The organism is Pseudomonas sp. GD03858, from assembly GCF_029840925.1.
Lineage (GTDB): Bacteria > Pseudomonadota > Gammaproteobacteria > Pseudomonadales > Pseudomonadaceae > Aquipseudomonas.
Genome location: NZ_JAOCDM010000121.1, coordinates 1 through 17247 on the forward strand (window position 1 = coordinate 1; position 17247 = coordinate 17247).

General features: G+C 63.9%; 21 protein-coding genes and 1 pseudogene. 13 read left to right on the top strand and 9 right to left on the bottom strand.

Annotated features, from left to right (window positions below):
* The 3 genes from icmH to N5D48_RS22630 form a co-directional block, all read right to left on the bottom strand.
* On the bottom strand, window positions 1-437 hold a 437-nt coding region (icmH, locus tag N5D48_RS22620; RefSeq protein WP_279888131.1), incomplete at its 3' end, for a type IVB secretion system protein IcmH/DotU.
* A gap of 252 nt (window positions 438-689) precedes the next feature.
* The gene (locus N5D48_RS22625; RefSeq protein WP_279888133.1) at window positions 690-989 is read right to left on the bottom strand and encodes an antibiotic biosynthesis monooxygenase; all 300 of its coding nucleotides are present in this window, start codon (window positions 987-989) and stop codon (window positions 690-692) included.
* Window positions 990-999: 10 nt separating this feature from the next.
* Window positions 1000-1386, bottom strand: coding sequence for a hypothetical protein (locus N5D48_RS22630; protein WP_279888134.1), 387 nt, complete (start codon window positions 1384-1386; stop codon window positions 1000-1002).
* 158 nt (window positions 1387-1544) lie between these two features.
* On the opposite strand from N5D48_RS22630, the gene N5D48_RS22635 reads away from it, so the two are divergent.
* The 3 genes from N5D48_RS22635 to N5D48_RS22645 all read left to right on the top strand — a co-directional run bounded on the left by N5D48_RS22635 (window position 1545) and on the right by N5D48_RS22645 (window position 4383).
* Window positions 1545-2453, top strand: coding sequence for a helix-turn-helix transcriptional regulator (locus N5D48_RS22635; RefSeq protein ID WP_279888136.1), 909 nt, complete (start codon window positions 1545-1547; stop codon window positions 2451-2453).
* 31 nt (window positions 2454-2484) lie between these two features.
* The gene (locus N5D48_RS22640; protein ID WP_279888138.1) at window positions 2485-2823 is read left to right on the top strand and encodes a hypothetical protein; all 339 of its coding nucleotides are present in this window, start codon (window positions 2485-2487) and stop codon (window positions 2821-2823) included.
* Between the two features lie 207 nt (window positions 2824-3030).
* Entirely contained in the window at window positions 3031-4383 is a 1353-nt protein-coding gene (locus tag N5D48_RS22645) for an MFS transporter (RefSeq protein ID WP_279888140.1), read from the top strand.
* 56 nt (window positions 4384-4439) lie between these two features.
* On the opposite strand, the gene N5D48_RS22650 is transcribed toward N5D48_RS22645, so the two are convergent.
* Both N5D48_RS22650 and N5D48_RS22655 read right to left on the bottom strand, forming a co-directional pair.
* Window positions 4440-5075 (bottom strand): flagellar biosynthesis protein, encoded by a 636-nt coding sequence (locus tag N5D48_RS22650; RefSeq protein WP_279888141.1) that lies wholly within the window; start codon window positions 5073-5075, stop codon window positions 4440-4442.
* Window positions 5076-5185: 110 nt separating this feature from the next.
* A complete protein-coding gene (locus tag N5D48_RS22655) occupies window positions 5186-6037 on the bottom strand; it encodes a helix-turn-helix domain-containing protein (protein ID WP_279888142.1) in 852 nt (283 codons plus the stop codon).
* 195 nt (window positions 6038-6232) lie between these two features.
* On the opposite strand from N5D48_RS22655, the gene N5D48_RS22660 reads away from it, so the two are divergent.
* Window positions 6233-6547 carry a DUF2834 domain-containing protein gene (locus N5D48_RS22660; protein ID WP_279888143.1) on the top strand — a complete coding sequence of 105 codons (315 nt, stop codon included), beginning with the start codon at window positions 6233-6235 and terminating at the stop codon, window positions 6545-6547.
* Complete coding sequence (locus tag N5D48_RS22665) at window positions 6544-6975, top strand: MAPEG family protein (RefSeq protein WP_279888145.1); 432 nt, start codon at window positions 6544-6546, stop codon at window positions 6973-6975. Before N5D48_RS22660 ends, N5D48_RS22665 begins: the two co-directional genes overlap by 4 nt.
* 7 nt (window positions 6976-6982) lie before the next feature.
* On the opposite strand, the pseudogene N5D48_RS22670 reads toward N5D48_RS22665, so the two are convergent.
* A pseudogene (locus N5D48_RS22670) lies at window positions 6983-7171 on the bottom strand (helix-turn-helix transcriptional regulator); the annotation flags it as partial.
* 144 nt (window positions 7172-7315) lie between these two features.
* On the opposite strand from N5D48_RS22670, the gene N5D48_RS22675 reads away from it, so the two are divergent.
* Both N5D48_RS22675 and N5D48_RS22680 read left to right on the top strand, forming a co-directional pair.
* A complete protein-coding gene (locus tag N5D48_RS22675) occupies window positions 7316-8419 on the top strand; it encodes a polyamine ABC transporter substrate-binding protein (RefSeq protein WP_279888147.1) in 1104 nt (367 codons plus the stop codon).
* A 189-nt stretch (window positions 8420-8608) separates the two neighbouring features.
* Window positions 8609-9484: a contractile injection system protein, VgrG/Pvc8 family gene (locus N5D48_RS22680; protein ID WP_279888149.1), complete on the top strand. Its 876-nt coding sequence runs from the start codon at window positions 8609-8611 to the stop codon at window positions 9482-9484.
* 9 nt (window positions 9485-9493) lie between these two features.
* On the opposite strand, the gene N5D48_RS22685 is transcribed toward N5D48_RS22680, so the two are convergent.
* Window positions 9494-10249, bottom strand: coding sequence for a TetR/AcrR family transcriptional regulator (locus N5D48_RS22685; protein WP_279888151.1), 756 nt, complete (start codon window positions 10247-10249; stop codon window positions 9494-9496).
* Between the two features lie 176 nt (window positions 10250-10425).
* Here N5D48_RS22685 and N5D48_RS22690 point away from each other — a divergent pair, with 176 nt between their 5' ends.
* A complete protein-coding gene (locus N5D48_RS22690; protein WP_279888153.1) occupies window positions 10426-11385 on the top strand; it encodes a zinc-binding alcohol dehydrogenase family protein in 960 nt (319 codons plus the stop codon).
* Window positions 11386-11621: 236 nt separating this feature from the next.
* Here N5D48_RS22690 and N5D48_RS22695 read toward each other — a convergent pair whose 3' ends face one another.
* A complete protein-coding gene (locus N5D48_RS22695; protein ID WP_279888155.1) occupies window positions 11622-12437 on the bottom strand; it encodes a carbon-nitrogen hydrolase family protein in 816 nt (271 codons plus the stop codon).
* A 123-nt stretch (window positions 12438-12560) separates the two neighbouring features.
* On the opposite strand from N5D48_RS22695, the gene N5D48_RS22700 reads away from it, so the two are divergent.
* The 5 genes from N5D48_RS22700 to N5D48_RS22720 all read left to right on the top strand — a co-directional run bounded on the left by N5D48_RS22700 (window position 12561) and on the right by N5D48_RS22720 (window position 16834).
* The gene (locus N5D48_RS22700) at window positions 12561-13373 is read left to right on the top strand and encodes a LuxR C-terminal-related transcriptional regulator (protein ID WP_279888157.1); all 813 of its coding nucleotides are present in this window, start codon (window positions 12561-12563) and stop codon (window positions 13371-13373) included.
* Between the two features lie 225 nt (window positions 13374-13598).
* The gene (locus tag N5D48_RS22705) at window positions 13599-13757 is read left to right on the top strand and encodes a hypothetical protein (protein WP_279888159.1); all 159 of its coding nucleotides are present in this window, start codon (window positions 13599-13601) and stop codon (window positions 13755-13757) included.
* An 83-nt stretch (window positions 13758-13840) separates the two neighbouring features.
* The gene (locus N5D48_RS22710) at window positions 13841-15157 is read left to right on the top strand and encodes an APC family permease (protein ID WP_279888160.1); all 1317 of its coding nucleotides are present in this window, start codon (window positions 13841-13843) and stop codon (window positions 15155-15157) included.
* 82 nt (window positions 15158-15239) lie between these two features.
* Window positions 15240-16403 (top strand): AAA family ATPase, encoded by a 1164-nt coding sequence (locus tag N5D48_RS22715; protein ID WP_279888161.1) that lies wholly within the window; start codon window positions 15240-15242, stop codon window positions 16401-16403.
* A gap of 26 nt (window positions 16404-16429) precedes the next feature.
* Window positions 16430-16834 carry a hypothetical protein gene (locus tag N5D48_RS22720; RefSeq protein ID WP_279888163.1) on the top strand — a complete coding sequence of 135 codons (405 nt, stop codon included), beginning with the start codon at window positions 16430-16432 and terminating at the stop codon, window positions 16832-16834.
* A 164-nt stretch (window positions 16835-16998) separates the two neighbouring features.
* Here N5D48_RS22720 and N5D48_RS22725 read toward each other — a convergent pair.
* A partial coding sequence (locus N5D48_RS22725; protein WP_279888164.1) for a DUF3077 domain-containing protein occupies window positions 16999-17247 on the bottom strand: 249 nt, incomplete at its 5' end.

Here is a 17247-nt window from a genome sequence, read left to right on the forward strand (position 1 = left end):
TCCTGCATCATGCGCGTGAGCACGGTGAAGACCTTCTCGCCGCCCCAGGTCTCGTGGTGGAAGATGCTCAGCAGCGGTTCCTGGCTCCAGCAGGAGTTGCGGCCCCAGGGCCGGGACATGACGGCTTCGTCCAGATGCAGGCACAGGGCGTAGGAGTAGGCCAGCAGTTGCGCGGACTCGTAGTCGTGCTGGCGCATTTCTTCCTGGATGGCGCTGATCTGCTCGCGCACCTTGGCGTGCACCTTGTCGATGTTGGGCAGCTCGTCGAGGGTGCGCAGGCGCATCACCAGGCCGAACAGCGGCATGGCGGCATCGACCATCGGGTTGGCGTAGTTGCCGCGCAGCCGGAAGTCGGGGTCGGCAGGGTAACCGGAACCGCTCGGCTTGCCGCTGGCATCGACGCGGTGGGCTGAGTGCCCGGTCGAGTCTTCGAGCACTAGCGGTTTTGCCGCCCGTTGAGGTGCAGCGTGTTCATTTGATTGGCTAGGCATCAGATATCCGTTCAATTGGCCATTGGTCATTCCAGGACCTCGTTTTCGACCAGGCACGTTCAGTGAGAAACGGATGCTAGCGAGCCACTCAATTCCAGGTAGGTGTCGACCTCCCAAAGAGTTGTAGGAATTTTCGCGATCGAACTTCTTCCAGGGGGACGCTGTATCGCGCTCGGCGAACCCGGGAGCCAGGCTCGCCTAGCTCGGTGGAACCTGAACGCTGGCGAAGCGCAGTGTCGTCACCAACCGTCGCGCCGTCAGGTCGAACAGCATGCCCAGGCAGGGCAGGTCGAAGTGCGCGGTCATGCGTTCGATGCAGTCCCAATGACCGCTGATGAGCCAGGCTTCGTCCGAAGCTCCTCTGCGCGCCAGACTGTAGGCCATGCAACCCGAGGTGCGATTGAGCACTTCCAGCAGGGCTTCGAGTTGCGCCAGAACCGCTGCGGTCGAGCCTTTGGCGATATCGATTTCCACCGTGTTGATGGCAACCAGGGTCATGCTGATTCCCTCACTGTGCCAGCACGCGGTGCGCCACCTGCACAGCCTCCTCACGGGTGGGCACGACGAACAGCGGATAACCCCAGAAGGCTTCGAATTTGGGGGCGAACGCACGGGCGGCTTGTTGCCGGCCGGTGTCCGGTTCGATGAGCACCTGCCCCTTGACCCAGGTGCGCAGCGCAGTCTTGTGTCGCTTCATCCACAGTGACAGCTGCTTCTGTTCCTCGTGGGTGTGTTCGTGTTCTTGTTGCCGGGCACGTTCGGCATCCAGCAATACGAACGGTTGCGCGCGTGACAGCAGCGCTTCGAAGGCGGCGAAGCCTTCATCGTGGGTGTCGATGGCGGTGTTGCCGATCGCCATCCAGACCAGTGGGAAATGGGTGATATCCAGTAGCATCGTGCTTGTCCTCGGAGTGGGTCGCGACGTGTCAGCCTTTATGGCCAAGGGCCTCGATGACACCGTTGCACGATAACGGCCGGCCCTGTGTACGTCATTGCGAAAGCCTGTCATTCTGTTTTTCATTTCGGCCAGATCGATGGCCAAGGATAGGTCGTGTGGAAGCCATCACCACCGAGCACCTGGCTCACGCCTGGGATGTCGATGCCATCCCCCGGCAGGTCATTGCGCTGAGCGCGGCCCGGGTGGGGCAGGACTGGGAGCTTGCGCCTCATCGCCATCGCAAGGGGCAGCTGATCTATACCGTGCGCGGCATGCTCGACTGCGAGGTGGAAACGGGGGTCTGGATCGTGCCGCCGCAGTGCGCGGTCTGGATCCCCGGCGGGATGTTGCATTCGACGCGTGGTTCGGGTGAAACCGAGTGTTACTGCCTGTTCGTCGAGCCGGAGGCGGTCGAGCACCTGCCGGCCAGGTGCTGCACGCTGTCGGTATCGCCGCTGCTGCGCGAGCTGCTGCTCAAGGCCAGTGGATTCGCGCCGCTGTATGCCGAACAGGGTCCCCAGGGGCGGTTGATCGCCACGTTGCTGGACGAACTGTGCGCAGCCCCCGTCGAAGACCTGCACCTGCCCATGCCCAGCGACCGTCGGCTGCGCCAGCTGACCCAAGGGCTGCTGGCCGACCCGGCGAGCGCGGCGCCGAGCGGCGAATGGGCCCGGCGCATCGGCATGAGCGAGCGCAGCATGAGCCGGCTGTTGCAGCAGGAAGTCGGCATGAGCTTTGGCCGCTGGCGGCGGCAACTGCATGTGATTCTTTCGCTGCAGCGCCTGACCTTGGGAGAGAGCGTGCAGGCCGTCGCCCTGGGCTTGGGCTATGAGAGCGCCAGTGGTTTCGTCACCATGTTCCGCAAGGCCATGGGCAAGCCGCCGGCGCGCTACCTGCTCGAGCGCGGCCTCGACGGGGAGACGCAGGCGGGGCGTGGGATCGTGCTGAGCGGCCAGGCCGACGGCGGAGCACCAGGAAAACCTGAACGATTGGCGCCAGACGCCAGTCAACACCTTCAGCAATGAGCAAAAACGCTCCGCTTGATGAGGATTGGCCATGAGCACGTTGACGATCGAAGGTTGGTACAAAGGTAGCGGTGATCGCCGGTCCACCCCGGTGGGCGACATCCATTTCGATATCCAGGGCCCGACCCACACCGCGTTGGAGCAGGCCGAGGAGCGCCTGCAGCAGAGCCACGAGGCCGAGGCGATGGTGGATGTCGACATGGAGACCTTGAACCTGATCCTGCCCGAGGGTTACGGCCCCTTGTCCGACTGTCGCCTGCGGGTCTACCTGAGCGACGACCAGCGGGGCCAGTTCCATCTGGTCGGGCACCGAGCCAGCGACGGCAGCCTGATCTACAGCAATGCGGTGTTGATCGCTCAGTTGAGCTGAGCGTGGCGTAGCGCATTCGAGCCGTGGATACGTGACCGGGCCATGGTCAACGGCGGGCAAGCCCATCGGCTTGCCCCACCGTGGTGTGTGTTTCGGCCATCTCTCGCTATCAATGCGATCAATGTTGGCAGACGTTTTCCCTGATCCCCCTCTAGATTCCGTGTGGCGTGCTGGATGCCCCAACGACAATAACGAGGGACCCCGACTATGCCCACCGCCACCCAAGCGTCCAACGCCTGGCGCATCCTCTTCCTGTTGTTCCTGGCCAACCTGTTCAACTTCTTCGACCGCACCATCCCCGCCATCGTCATCGAACCGATCCGCCTGGAATGGCACCTGAGCGACTTCCAGATCGGCATCATCGGCACCGCCTTCACCCTGGTCTACGCGATTGCCGGGGTGCCGCTGGCGCGTCTGGCCGACACCGGTTCGCGCAGCAAGCTCATGGGCTGGGGCCTGGTGGCGTGGAGCGGGTTGACGGCGGTCAACGGCATGGTCGGCAGCTTCTGGAGCTTCTTGCTGGTGCGCATGGGCGTGGGCATCGGCGAGGCCAGCTACGCGCCAGCCGCCAACTCGCTGATCGGTGATCTGTTCCCCGCTGGCCGGCGGGCGAGGGCGATGGGTATTTTCATGCTCGGCTTGCCATTGGGCCTGCTGCTGGCCTTCTTCACCATCGGCGCGATGGTCGAGGCGTTCGGCAGCTGGCGCGCGCCGTTCTTCATCGCCGCCGTGCCCGGCATGCTATTGGCGCTGCTCATCTTCATGATCCGTGAGCCGGCGCGGGGCGCGGCGGAGGCCGTGGTCACCGCCCAGGCACCGCTGGACCGACCCTTGCGCCGGGTGCTGAGCGTGCCGACCTTCGCCTGGCTGGTGCTGGCGGGGCTGACGTTCAACTTCGCCACCTACGCCTGCAACTCGTTCATGGTGCCGATGCTGCAGCGCTACTTCGCGCTGCCCCTGCATGACGCGGCGGTGGCCACCGGGATGATCGTCGGGCTGAGTGGCCTGGTGGGCCTGACCCTCGGCGGCTGGGTGGCCGACAAGGTGCACCAGCGCTTTGCCAACGGCCGCCTGGTGTTCGCCGCGCTGAGCATGCTGGTGGCCGCCCTGTGCACCGCCTGGGCGCTGCATGCCGGGCGCATCGAGCTGGGGCTGTTCGTGGCGGTCTTCGGCATTGGCTGGCTGTTCTCGTACAACTTCTACACCTGCGTGTACACCGCCATTCAGGACGTGGTGCAGCCACGCCTGCGGGCCACGGCCATGGCGCTGTTCTTCGCCGGGCTGTACCTGCTCGGCGGCGGGCTGGGGCCGGTGGTGGTCGGCGGGCTGTCGGACCATTTCGCCGTGGCGGCCATGGCGGCGGCGGGCGAGTTGGCGATGAGCGAGGCGTTCAAGGCCCAGGGCCTGCATGACGCGATGTACCTGATCCCCGTGGCGCTGCTGCTGACCATGGTGTTTCTGCTGGCGGCGTCGCGTTGCTTCAGCCGGGATGCGCAAAGGATGCGGGAGGGGATGGTGATCGACGCAGGCTCGACAGGCGGGCAGGTGGCCGAGGCGTGACGGCGCTCATGCTACCCGTGGCGGCCTGTCACCGAAGGCCGCCACGAGTGTGACGCTTATGGCCGGTTCTTGCCCAGTTGCTTGCCGGTCTCGGTCACGATGGCGTTCAGGCCTTGTTCGTTGATGGTCTTCCAGTCGCTGTCGGTTGCCACCTGCATGCTGTCGCGTGTGTTGGTGACGACTTCCAGTGGCGCCGCATCCGGGTGTTCGATTTTCAGGTGGGCCTTGTTGTTGACGGCCACGGTGAATGCGCCGGGGGAGAACCAGGACCAGTACTCGATGATGTGCACGTTCACTGCCGCGGCAGTCGGCGAGGGCGCGCTGACGACCTGGTAGCCGGCCTGCTGGTAGGCGGCGGCAACCGCGTTGCCCACCAACTGCGATACGGTACGGCCCGAAGGCAGTACCACATCGCCCAGCCCTTTGCCGAAGCCGTTGCGCTTGCGCCCGATGGCTCGCTCGGTGATGCGGGTGTCGTGGATTTCATCGTTTTTCAGCGAAGGAATATCGGCGCTGCGCGGGTCGATCTGGAACACGCGCTCGTCCACGGCGCTGATGTACACCTGCTGCCCTTGGCCGGCGGTCGCGGCTTGTGGGGCAGGGCCGCTCACGTCCACTTCGGAACGGCTGGTCGCACAGCCTACCAGTGAAGCGAGGGCGATGGCGGCGGCGGTGGCTTTGAAATACGTCATGGTGGCTCCTGAGCGATTCGGTCGTCCTGTGTGTCCAGCGCCGGGCACTGGCGCGCAGGAGCTTAGCGGTTGAGCGATGGCGGGGGAAGTACGGATGTGGCCATGAGCCATTATTGCGAATGTGCGGTTCGCGCTTGATCAGGTTTTTCTGTGCTCGCCAGCCACTCGGCGTAGGCCGTCTTCATGGTTCGCCACGTTTCATCATCGGCGGGAACCAGATGCTCGATGCGCAGCGAAGCCACGGTGATATCCAGCGGCATGCCGAAGGTGGTGAAGGTGGACAAAAAACGCAGTTCGCCCTCGCCCGCGCGCACGCGGGTCAGCACCACCGGTGACAGCGGTGCGTGCGGCGACAGCGCGGGTGGTGCGGGCAAACCCAGCAGCCGCTGCGCCAGTTCGGGATTGCTCAGCGCCTCCCTGGCCGCCCGCTGCCAGGCGATCGCGCGTATCTCGTCGGCATTGACCAGATGATCCCCTAGCCCGCCCGGGTGTAGCAGCGTGTCTAGCAGGTTGAGGTTCGAAGTGCTGCTCGTTGGGATACCGGCCATTGTGAACAACAGCCCGGCACTGGCATTGGCCGCGGTGATGTCCCAGTTGCTGGCGATGACGATGGCCGGTGCGGGGTTGTTGGCCTGCAGGATGTGCTGCACGGCGTCGTGCACCATCTTCAGGGCTGGGGCGTGCGGTACGGAGGTGATGTAGCGCGGCGCATAGCCAGCGGCGAGGAATACTTCGTTGCAGTGTTCGAGCGGTACGTCCAGCGCGCTGAGCAGGGCATGCAGGGTCCCGGGGCTGGCCTTGGCGCGGCCGGTTTCCACACAGCTCAGGTGGCGCTGCGACAGGCCCGCCAACAGCGCCAGGTCGAGCTGGCTGAGGCCGGCCTGGCGGCGCAGGCGGCGCAGGTGCTCTCCGGCATCGGTAATGGCGGGTGTCTGCGTGGAGTGAAAGGGAGAAGTGCTCATGCTTCGACTCTGGCTGTCCTTGGCTGATGCGTCCATGACCTGTGAGGTCATTGAGGCGGGGACGACTCTATCACTACCGTGAAAGCCAGATCGCGTTCATGGAACAAAACATAATTCTTTGATTTGACCGGGGCTCCGCAGCGCCTGCATCGCGGGGCAAGCCCGCTCCTACAGGTCCCTGCCAAGGAACAGACAATGAAAGCTGAATGGATCGCGCTACCGGTATTGCTGCTGTTTACCCTGTACACCGGCTGGACCTTGGTGATCGCGGATCAATCGCTCATCGCCTTTGGCCTTGACCTGATGTCCCGGCCAGATACGGCCCAGGTCGTCATCGACCTGTATGTGATGGCCGGGCTGGGTTGTGCGTGGATGGTGAGCGACCAGCGCAAGCGAAGCGGATCGTTGCTCGGTGTCTTGCCCTATCTGTTGCTGACGGCGGTGTTCGTTTCTGTGGGACCGCTGCTGTATCTGGTGGTCAGGGGCTTTGCGCAGAGGCGCGGGGCATGAGCGGCGCCCTGCAGGTCTATGCCTGCTGCGTGGTGGCGCTGTTTTTCAAGATGCTGGCGATTTCTTGCTACCAGGGTTATTTCCGCCTGCGTTTCCTGGCCTTCACCAACAGCGAGGATGCTGCGGTGTTCAACCGTTCGGCTTGCCCTGCGGAATTACCGCAGGTCATGCGGGCCATGCAGGCCTGGCGCAATGATCTGGAGAACATCCCGCTGTTCCTGGCGTTGTCTGGGCTGACAGTTGCGCTGGCAACACCGTCGACCACGAGCGCCTGGCTGATGGGGGTATTCACCGTCGCGCGGATACTGCACACGGCGACCTACCTGGCGGGCATCCAACCATGGCGGACGGTGAGTTACGGTGTGGGGGTCATGTGTTCGATCGGGTTGGCGGTCTTGGTCATCGAGGCGCTGGCCACGGCCCCTTGACGGCCTGCCGGTCGGCGTCGAGTTGAACGTTGTACTGCGCCTCACCGGCCCAGATGTAGTGGGCGAAATACGGGTGGTAGCACTCGGTCTCGAGAAAGTACTCCGGCGCGATATCCAGCAGGTGGAAGAGACCGCTCTGCGGGTTTTCCCGATTGGCGATGTAGAACGGGTCCAGCAGGTAAAGCCCCTTCACATACGGCATTTTCTACCCCTATTGGGTTTGGCAGCCGCGAGTCAGAGGTAAGTATTCCGAGGTATTTACTATCCGCTCCTGCCCGGTATAGTCGCTCACTGGGCCTAGGATGGCCGCGAAGATACATCGTCTCGATAAGGATGTTGCATGAGAAGGTCACGTTTGCGAACCCTTTTGTCGGCCTCGCTGCTCTGCGCAGGGATCAGCACCTCGGTGCTGGCCGCCGAGCCCGGGATGCACCTGTACAACTGGTTCGGGCTGCTCGCGCCGGAGACGCCGAAGGCGTTCGAACAGGAAACCGGCACCCGCGTGCGCATGGACGCGTTCGACAGCGCCGACATCATGCAGAGCAAGGTCATGGCCGGGCGCACTGGCTACGACGTGGTGGTGGCGACCTCCAACGTGCTACCCAGCCTGATCGCGGCGGGCGTGCTGCAGCCGCTGGACCGAGCGCAACTGGGCAACCTGTCGCATATCGACCCCGATATCCTTGCCCAGCTGGCGGTCAACGACCCCGGCAATCGCTACGCGGTGCCCTACCTGTGGGGCACCACCGGCATCGGCTACGACATCGACAAGGTCAAGGCCGCGTTGGGCGACCAGGCGCCGGTGGACAGCTGGGACCTGATCTTCAAGCAAGAGAACATCAGCAAGCTCAAATCCTGTGGCGTGGCGATGCTTGACTCGCCCAGCGAAATCATCTCGATTGCCCTGAACTACCTGGGTCTGCCCAGCAACAGCAGCAACCCGGCGGATTACCAGAAGGCGCAAGACCTGCTGATGAAGATCCGTCCGTACGTGCTGTATTTCGACTCCTCGCGCATCGACGCCGACATGGCCGACGGCAATATCTGTGCGGTGGTGGGTTGGGCCAACGGCGCCCTGGCCGCGCAGGCCCTCAACGAGAAGAACAACACCGGGCGGCGGATCGTCTACAGCCTGCCGCGCGAAGGCGCGCTGGTGTGGTCGGAAAACCTGGTGCTGCTCAAGGATGCGCCGCATCCCAAGGCAGGCATGGCGTTCATCAACTACATGATGCGCCCGGAAGTGATCGCCAAGACCTCGAACCACACCCTGTACCCCAACGCCAACAAGGACGCCACCCAGTTCGTCGAGCAGGCGCTGCGGGACAATCCGTGGATCTACCCCGACAAGAAGACGGTTGCCACGTTGATCCCGCTCGAGCCGTTGCCGTTGAAACTGGAGCGGATCCGCACGCGGGTCTGGACCAAGGTGAAGAGTGGCGTTTGACCTGAATTGACAAGATGCCAACTGCCCGGTGCAAGCCTGTATCGGGCAGCGCATCGACCAAGTTTGCCTGTGGCTGCCTGATCCAAGCACCCAGCGAAACACCAGGGCCTCGCGGAACCCGGCTGCTCAGGCAAGGCGGGCGATGGTCCTGCGCACCTGACTTCATCTTATGCCGGAGGAGAACAGCGGATGTTCAGCCCAGCCCATAAGACACACTTGAGTTTGATGATCGAAGGCGTGGAGCACGATTTCCAGGTGCTCGGCTACAGCGGGGAAGCGGTGGCCAACAGGCCATTCTTCTTCAACGTGGAACTGGCCAGCGAACGGCCTGGCCTGGACCTCGAATGCTTCCTCGACCTCGAGGCGTTCTTCAGCTTCGACAGGAACGGCGATGGCATCCATGGGCGGATCTACCACATTGCACAGGTAGGGCAGGGTCCGCGTTCGACGCGTTACAGGCTGAGCCTGGTGCCGCATTTGTCCTACCTGCGCCATCGCATCAACCAGAGGATCTTCCAACAGTTCTCGGTGCCCGGGATCGTGGCCTTGATCCTGGAAGAGCATGGCATCGTGGGGGACGCTTATCGCTTCGAGCTGAGCGAGAGCTATCCCGAGCGCGATTACCGCACCCAGTATGGCGAAACGGATCTGCATTTCGTCCAGCGCTTGTGTGAAGAAGAGGGCATCCGCTTCCACTTCCGGCACAGTGCCCAAGGTCATGTGCTGGTGTTTGCCGATGGCCAGGCGGTGCTGCCGTGGGGCGTGCTTTATCGTCCACCTCTGGTTCATGCCAAGCCCCGGGTGGCGGAGAGCCAGACCGCCTTGGTCATTGCCGTGGAGGATGACGAGGGCCGGTGTGATCGGCGCCTTGCCAGGATTCAGGTCAAATTCCCCTGGGATCCTGAGGACAGGTTCGACGACAAGAGCTGTTGCTGGCTGACGGTGGCGTCAGATTGGTGTTGTGCTGTCACGCCTCCGCGAACGGGAATGGAGGTGATGGTCTCGTTTCTCGGAAACGATCCCGATCAGCCGCGGGTCAGTGGCTGCCTGTGCTGTCGGCACTAACACCAGCCTTCAGCCCGCCTCCCGACGAAAGCGCAGAAACGCCTGCCCCTGCGGTGTGTCGAGGTTCGCCGCCCACTGCGGGTGGGGCAGCCCCAGCGCCCCGGTTCCCCAGTCCTGGACATACCTCAACGAGAAATCCACCCCAAGCCGGCACAGCGCCGGCGCCAACCCCACGCTGCTCATCGCCATGCGCACGCAGGCATCCATGTAGGCGTTGACGTCCTCCACGCCGTGCAGGATCGCCTGGATGCAATGGGCGGAGGCGCCCATCAGCAAGTGGGTGGCGGCGTCGGTGCGGTCGAACGCCAGGTAGCCGGCCGCGCGCCCGCGCTCCAGGTCCTGGGTGATGTAGCGCGCGACCAGCGCGCGGTGGGTCCAGGCATCGACGCGGATGACGAACCCCGCCCACCGTCGATCCAGCATGGCGCGCACCAGGAACACCCGAAAGCCCACCGAGATCCGCTGCCAGGGTTCTTCGAGCACGTCGTAGAGCGCCAGGATATCGGTGGTCATCTGGTCGCTCAGGCGCTGGCCCAGCGCGACCAGCACCTCGTCCAGCGACGTGAAGTAGCGGTAGAACGTGCCCCGCGACACCTCCGCCCGGCGGATCACATCGTCGATCACCGGGGCGCCGCTGGCGGTTTCGGCAAACACCGCCATGGCGGCGTCGAGCAAGCGGGCCTGCATCAGCGCGCGTTTTTTCTCGGCCAGCACCACGCGATGGTCCGGGGCCGTTTCGGGCGTGGCGTTGCTGCAATCGGGCATCGATAACCTACTTGGGAATGACGAAATGTCATTGTTAAAACTAATTAATTTAATGAAATTAATAGTTTTAACATTGAGCGAGGCACCGTGATGGCCTACGCTTTGTCGCGTCGGAATGACAGTCTTGTTCCATCCTAACAGGCTGTAGGCCTCAGCTGATTTTCTGGAGTAGATGAATGAAAGCCGCGATTGTCCATGCCTTCGACCAGCCGCCCCGGTTTGGCGAGATCGATGCGCCACAGGCCGCCCCCGGCGAGGTGCTGGTCAAGGTCCGAGCCGCCGCGCTCAGCCAGTTGGTACGCGCCCAGGCCAGTGGCAAGCACTACAGCAGTTCGAAGACGCTGCCCTGCGTACCGGGCGCCGACGGTGTCGGCCTGCTGGAGGACGGTCGCCGGGTCTACTTTGCCTTTCCCCGTGGCCCGATCGGTGCCATGGCCGAGACGGTCGCGGTCGACGCCCGCTACTGCGTGGAGGTGCCGGAGGGTATCGACGACATCACCGCCGCCGCCATCGCCAACCCTGGCATGTCCTCGTGGGCGGCGCTGCAGGAGCGGGCGCATTTCCAGCCGGGCGAGCGCGTGCTGGTGAACGGCGCTGCCGGCGCCTCGGGCCGCCTGGCGATCCAGGTGGCCAAGCACCTGGGCGCCGCCCGCGTGGTCGCCACGGCCAGGAACCCTGCCGTTGAAGCAGAGCTGCGCGAACTGGGCGCGGATGCCTTCATCTGCCTCGACCAGCCCACCGAGCAACTGACCGCCGCCCTGCGCGGCGAGATCCAGGGCAAAGGCATCGATATCGTCCTCGACTACCTGTGGGGCGCGCCGGCTGCTTGTGTGTTCGACGCCCTGACCGGCTATGCGAAAGGGGCCGCGGCGCCGCGTGTGCGCTTCGTCAATATCGGTGCCCTGGCGGGGGCGACCTTGCCGATGAATCCCGGGGTGCTGCGCAGTACTGGCCTTGAGATGATGGGTTCCGGCCTGGGCAGTGTCTCCAATGAGAAGCTGGTGGAAGTGGTGGGGGCGCTGCTGCGCGCCATCGAGCCGGCGGGCATGAAGGTGCAGGCCGAGGCCGTGCCGTTGAATGATGTGGAGCAGGCCTGGCAGCGTAATGCCAGTGAGCGGATCGTGTTTACGCTGTAGGGCTGGTAGTTAGAGGCCGCCCTTTCAAGGTGTTGATAATTGGCGTTCGACTTGGACTTGCCGGGGCTGCTTTGCAGCCCTTTCGCGACACAAGGCCGCTCCTACAGGGGCGCGCGGTCGCCTGTAGGAGCGGCCTTGCGTCGCGAAAGGGGCGCAAAGCGCCCCCGGCAATCTTGAATTGGATCGGTCATATCCCAGACATTGCAACAACCTTGAAAGGGCTGATGTTTAGATAGCTAACCGATGATCAACTCCCGCACCCCGTCGGCATGCTCCATCTGCTCACCCGGCAACCGGATGCGCTGGTTGGCGCTGTAGTCATGGAAGGCACGGGCCTTGCTAATCAGCGACAGGTCCAGGGTCACGCTATGCCGCGACTCACCGCGCCCGGCCTCGAACAACGTCCGGCCATACGGGTCCACCGCCAGGCTCGCCCCCACGAACACGCAACCATCCGGCCCATCGCCCACGCGGTTGGCGACCACGGCGAACACCTGGTTCTCCATCGCCCGCGCCATCACCGACACCCGGTGCACATGATCCTCCGGTTCGGCCAGGCCATCGGTGATCAGCATCAACTGCGCGCCCAAGGCCTTCAGTGCCCGCGCCGTCTCGGGGAATTCGCTGTCGTAGCAGATCAACAGGCCCAGGCGCACGCCGCGCCATTCGACGGTGGCGAAACGGTCGCCCGGTACCACGATGCCGTGCTCCGGCAACCACAGGTGGGTCTTGCGGTAGGTGAGCAGGATGCCTTCAGGGGCGATGAACAGGGTGGTGTTGTAGAACGTGCCGCCGTCGTTCTCGTACAGCCCCAGCACCACCGCGACATTGTGCTGGCGCGCCGCCGCGACCACTGCCTGCACGGCATCGCCGTCGACGGCTTCGGACAGCATGCCGACGTCGTCCGCGGTGAGAAAACCGGTCAGGTGCGACTCAGGGAACAGCAGGATATCGGTGTCCGGCGCGCACTGGGCCAGGGTCTCGAGGATGCCGCGCAGGTTGTGGGCGGTGTCGCCGTCGCGGGTTGTCGTCTGTACCACTTCGATCTTCATGGGCAATCCGTCTCGCTGGGCCCGACCCTTCCGCGGGCGAGTGACATTTGCGAAGGGTGGTGCAAGTATGAAAACAATCACTGGCAAAACAATCACTTCGACGGGTTAACCCGGGGGTAGGGCATGAGCTTGAGCCTGCAGGATCTTTCGTGGCACCAGGGTGTGGGCCAATGCATCGAGCACCTCGACCGGCCGAGCTTCTGGCGCACCCTGGCGACGCTGCTCGGCGACTTCGTCGAGGTGGATACCTGGGTTGCGTTGCTGTTCAGCCATGACAAGCCGCTGATCTTCGACCAGAGCCCCTACGAGCGCGAGGGCATCGACCCGCTGGTGAGCGTGTACGCCAATGGTTTGTACTTGCTCGACCCGTTCTACATCAGCAGCCGCGAGCGGTCGCTTACCGGCCTGGTGCGCCTGGCCGACGTGGCCCCGGAGCAGTTCCAGCAGACCGACTACTACCGCCTGTACTTCACCCACAACGTGGTCGCCGACGAGGTGCAGTTCAACCTGGCCCTGGGCGATGGGCGCACGCTGTGCCTGTCGCTGGGCGGGCGCTCGCGTTTCGACGCCCAGGCCATCGCCCAGCTGGAGCTGGTGCGCCCCTGGCTGATCGGCCTGCTGCGCCAGCGTCTGCACTTCGAGCAACTGCCCGAATGCGCACCGGCCAAGCCCGCGCTGGGCCTGGCCCAGGGGCGCGACGAGGCAAGGCGGCAGCTGGAGTCGGTGCTCACGGCGCGGGAGCTGGACGTGGTGCGGCTGATCTTGTCGGGGCATTCGAACAAGGAGACGGCCATCAAGCTCAAGCTGTCGGCCGAGACGGTGAAGGTCCATCGCCGCAACGTGTACCGCAAGCTGGACGTGAACTCCCAGAGCGAGCTGTTCTCGCTGCTGTTCCTGGCCGGCGAAGACCTCGCCAGCCTGCAACCGGCGCCGTGATTCCCCCGCGCCATTACCCCCAGGTTAATCCTTCGACGTTATAGGAATCCGCACCAGGATCCGCATACTGGGCTGGCAGCTTCCTTGCGCGTGACCACCAGGAAGCCGCGTGAGAGCGGGCTTCGTGGTCGTAGCGTAGGAGCGGGCTTCACGGCCGCAGCGTGGGAGCGGGCTTCGCGGTCGTAGCGTGGGAGCGGGCTTGCCCCGCGATCACCGGCAAGGCCGGTGCCATCCACCACATTGCCTGCATCGCGGGGCAAGCCCGCTCCCACGCTGTATTCCCTGTACCTGTACCTGTACCTGTACCTGTACCTGTACCTGTACCTGTACCTGCACCTGCTGCACCTGCTTAGCGTGCTGCAGACCGGCTTGGCAATTTCCTAGAACAATCACAAGAGGATGACCCATGGCTCATTTCGCTCACGGCCCGGCCCGTGGCATCGCCCCTGCGCGCCAGGAGGCCACCCATGCCTGACGCCACCCCCGCAAAACTTTCCCTGACCTCCCTGACTGTCTTCGGCCTGGCCTACATGTGCCCGAGCCTGGCCATGGTGATCTTCGGCGTGATCTCCGAACGCAGCGACGGCATCGCCCCCAGCGCCTTCCTGCTGGCCACTGGCGCCATGCTGCTGTCGGCCCTGAGCTACGCCAAGCTGTCGCGCCTGTTCCCGGTGTCCGGTTCGGCCTACTACTACGCCAAGCGCCTGCTCGGCCCCGGCTGCGGCTTCGTGGTCGGCTGGGCGGTGCTGCTGGCCTACCTGTTCATGCCCATGGTCGCCTGGCTGCTGCAGTCGGTGTTCCTCAACGCCCAGTTCCCGCAGGTGCCCACCTGGTGCTGGCTGCTGATCAACATCGGCCTGACCACGGCGGTGACCGTCAGCGGCATGACCCTGACCGACCGCTTGAACAAAGTGCTCACGGTCTTCAGCGTGGCCCTGGTGCTGCTGTTCATTGGCTACTGCCTGCGCTATGTGGCCGGCCAGCCCCAGGTCGGCTTCACCCACCCCGTATGGAACGAGCACAGCACCTTGACCGGCCTCACCGCAGCCGCCGCCATCGCTGCCTATTCGTTCCTCGGGTTCGACGCCGTGACCACCCTGGCCGAGGAGGCCGAGCAGCCCAAGCGCGACATCCCCCGGGCGGTGTTGCTGGTGATCAGTGTGGGCGGGCTGCTGTTCACAGCGGTGGCCTACCTGATGCAACTGAGCCACCCCGGCGGCCAGTTCGCCGACCCGCAGACCGCGACCTACGCGTTGTCGATCGAGGTGGGCGGGCAGTTCTTCGCTGACTTCGTCAACCTCGGCGGCATCGTCGCCGGCTTCGCCTCGTGCCTGGCGGTGCAGGTCAGTGCCAGCCGCTTGCTGTACTTCATGGGCCGCGAAGGCGTGCTGCCGCCGCGTTATTTCGCCAAGTTGCAGGGCAGGGCGCGCACGCCGGTGTTCAACTTGCTGCTGATTGCCGGGCTGGGGTTGATCGGGATCGGCGCGGATGTGAGCTCGGCCGCTTCGCTGATCAACTTCGGCGCGTTCCTGGCGTTTGCGGCGGTGAATGTCTGCGTGATTGCGTACTACCGGCGTGAGCGGCGCAAGCAGCGGTTGAGTGGGGTAGGGTTCGTGGTGTTTCCGCTGCTGGCGATTGGGGTGAACCTGTATCTGCTGTCGCTGTTGAACACGGTGGTGATACTGGCCGGGGTGGCTTGGCTTGTGTGTGGCGGGTTGTACCTGATGTGGCTGACGGCGGGGTTCAGCAAGCCCACGCCGGGGCTTATGGAGGTTGAGTCTTGAGGTGATGTGTATGCCACTACAGCTTTACACGGAATTATTCCAGGCCAATAATTATTGGTAGCTCATAATTCAGGATAAACCCATGGCTGACATTTTCCTGCGCCCGGAACTGGCGGCCGATATGGCCAGGCAACTGCTCAAGCCCTCTGCACTGGATATCGGCCTGCGTTCCGGGTTGTTCCTGTCCGGCCTGCGCCGGACGGGCAAGACCACCTTCCTCAAGAACGATCTGATCCCGGCACTGGAGGCGCAGGGCGCACTGGTGATCTACGTCGACCTGTGGAGCGACACCCAGACAAGCCCGGTGAAGCTGGTGCTGGCTGCCGTGCGCAAAGCCCTGCTCGAACTGCAGACACCGACCTCGTCGTTCATGCAGCGTCTCAGGCGCGTGCGTGGCGCCGAGGTGGAGCTGGCCGGTTTCAAGTTCGGTTTCAACCTCGATACCCTGGGTGAAGCAGGCGGCGTGACACTCGCCGAAGCGCTGACCGAAGCGGTGGACCAGGCCAAGGCGACTGTCGTGCTGATCGTCGACGAAGTGCAGCATGCCATCACCACAGAAGACGGGCAGCAGATGATGCTGGCCCTGAAGGCCGCGCGTGACGCCATCAACCCAAGGCCCGCGACGCCTGGGCATTTCCTGTTCATCGGCACCGGCTCGCACCGGGCGATGGTCAACGAGCTGACCGCCCGGCGTAACCAGGCGTTTGCCGGCGCCACCAACGTGGCTTATCCGGTGCTGGACGAGGGCTATGTCGCGTTCTGGCTCCAGCGGCTCGCCGCAGATGGCCTCGACAACCTGCCCTCGCTGGAGGTGGCGACGGAGGCGTTCAAGACACTGGGCAGCCGGCCTGAAGAGTTCATCCGTGCCCTGCGTCAGTTGATTCACTCGCCCAGCCTCGGTTCTGGGGCGGATGTGGTGCTACCGGTGATCGCGGCCACGTTGCGTTCGGCGGCGGCCGACCTGGAACTGATGAAGGTCGAGGAACTGGGCGTGCTGGCCCAGGCCATTTTCGCCCGGATCGCCTCTGTGGATGGTGAGACGCGGGGCGTGTTCTCCAGCGAGGCGGCGGGGGAGTATTCGACGTTCGTGGGGCGTGAAGTGCGGGTGGAAGAAATCCAGCCGGTGGCCAATGAGTTGCTGGCGGCGAACCTGATCATTCGCCGGGGGCATGGCCTGTATGGCGTGACCGATCCGTTCGTGCAGGCGATCTGGCGGGAGCGCCAGGCGATGCTGGGTAAGCGCTGATAGACGTTCAGGGCAGGCGAACACCGATGAAGGTCGACTTTGAATTGCTCACATTGCCGGAAGACATGTCGGGCTACAACGCGGCGGCCTTTACCGAGGGCCGCCTGCGCATTGAAGTGAAAGGGCAGGTTTTCTTGCAGGTCGAGTATTGCCTGCTGCTCGAATTGGCGAACGTGATGGCGCAATGGCTGGCGTCCGTGGCTACCTGTGGGGCTCAGGATTTTTACTACGCCTCGATGGACGAAGAAGAGGAGCCGATCATCGCGCTGCACTACTGCCGCGCCAGATCGGTCTTCTCACTATGGTCCTGTTGGGCGGCGTGCGAGTCTGGCCCCGAAGTGACGCTGGAGCAGGCCAGCGAATGTTTCGAGCGGTATGTTCATGACTTGAAGCAGACAATCGACAGTCGCCTGCAGGCCGTTTCGCCCTGACAACCCATTCAAGCCTATGCACAACCTGTAGGAGCGGCCTTGCGTCGCGAAAGGGCCGCAAAGCGGCCCCCGGTTTCTGATGTGTTGCGAAGATTGCCGGGGCTGCTACGCACCCCTTTCGCGACACAAGGCCGCTCCTACAGGGGCCGCGTTTACCTGTGAAGTCAGTGTTTCATCCCCAACTCCGCATCATCCATCAGCGCCTTGGCCAGCGCGCTCAGGTAATACGACGCCCAGATCAACTGAGGCTTGTCCTCCATGATCCCGGTGATGGTCAGGTCGCACACGCAGCCCATCAACTCCGAAGCCTGTTCCCGTGCGTGCTGGCAAGGGATGCCGGGTTCGATGCAGAACAGCGGGTCGGTATGCTTTTCACCCTGGTAGAACTTGGTCTTGCCCACGGTGGTGTGGGG

Coding starts and splice junctions, on each gene's coding strand:
- N5D48_RS22625 (WP_279888133.1), bottom strand. CDS start 989: ATGACCCTGGTTGCCATCAACACGGTGGAAATCGATATCGCCAAAGGC.
- N5D48_RS22630 (WP_279888134.1), bottom strand. CDS start 1,386: ATGCTACTGGATATCACCCATTTCCCACTGGTCTGGATGGCGATCGGC.
- N5D48_RS22640 (WP_279888138.1), top strand. CDS start 2,485: ATGAGCACGTTGACGATCGAAGGTTGGTACAAAGGTAGCGGTGATCGC.
- N5D48_RS22645 (WP_279888140.1), top strand. CDS start 3,031: ATGCCCACCGCCACCCAAGCGTCCAACGCCTGGCGCATCCTCTTCCTG.
- N5D48_RS22650 (WP_279888141.1), bottom strand. CDS start 5,075: ATGACGTATTTCAAAGCCACCGCCGCCGCCATCGCCCTCGCTTCACTG.
- N5D48_RS22655 (WP_279888142.1), bottom strand. CDS start 6,037: ATGAGCACTTCTCCCTTTCACTCCACGCAGACACCCGCCATTACCGAT.
- N5D48_RS22660 (WP_279888143.1), top strand. CDS start 6,233: ATGAAAGCTGAATGGATCGCGCTACCGGTATTGCTGCTGTTTACCCTG.
- N5D48_RS22665 (WP_279888145.1), top strand. CDS start 6,544: ATGAGCGGCGCCCTGCAGGTCTATGCCTGCTGCGTGGTGGCGCTGTTT.
- N5D48_RS22675 (WP_279888147.1), top strand. CDS start 7,316: ATGAGAAGGTCACGTTTGCGAACCCTTTTGTCGGCCTCGCTGCTCTGC.
- N5D48_RS22680 (WP_279888149.1), top strand. CDS start 8,609: ATGTTCAGCCCAGCCCATAAGACACACTTGAGTTTGATGATCGAAGGC.
- N5D48_RS22685 (WP_279888151.1), bottom strand. CDS start 10,249: ATGCCCGATTGCAGCAACGCCACGCCCGAAACGGCCCCGGACCATCGC.
- N5D48_RS22690 (WP_279888153.1), top strand. CDS start 10,426: ATGAAAGCCGCGATTGTCCATGCCTTCGACCAGCCGCCCCGGTTTGGC.
- N5D48_RS22695 (WP_279888155.1), bottom strand. CDS start 12,437: ATGAAGATCGAAGTGGTACAGACGACAACCCGCGACGGCGACACCGCC.
- N5D48_RS22700 (WP_279888157.1), top strand. CDS start 12,561: ATGAGCTTGAGCCTGCAGGATCTTTCGTGGCACCAGGGTGTGGGCCAA.
- N5D48_RS22710 (WP_279888160.1), top strand. CDS start 13,841: ATGCCTGACGCCACCCCCGCAAAACTTTCCCTGACCTCCCTGACTGTC.
- N5D48_RS22715 (WP_279888161.1), top strand. CDS start 15,240: ATGGCTGACATTTTCCTGCGCCCGGAACTGGCGGCCGATATGGCCAGG.
- N5D48_RS22720 (WP_279888163.1), top strand. CDS start 16,430: ATGAAGGTCGACTTTGAATTGCTCACATTGCCGGAAGACATGTCGGGC.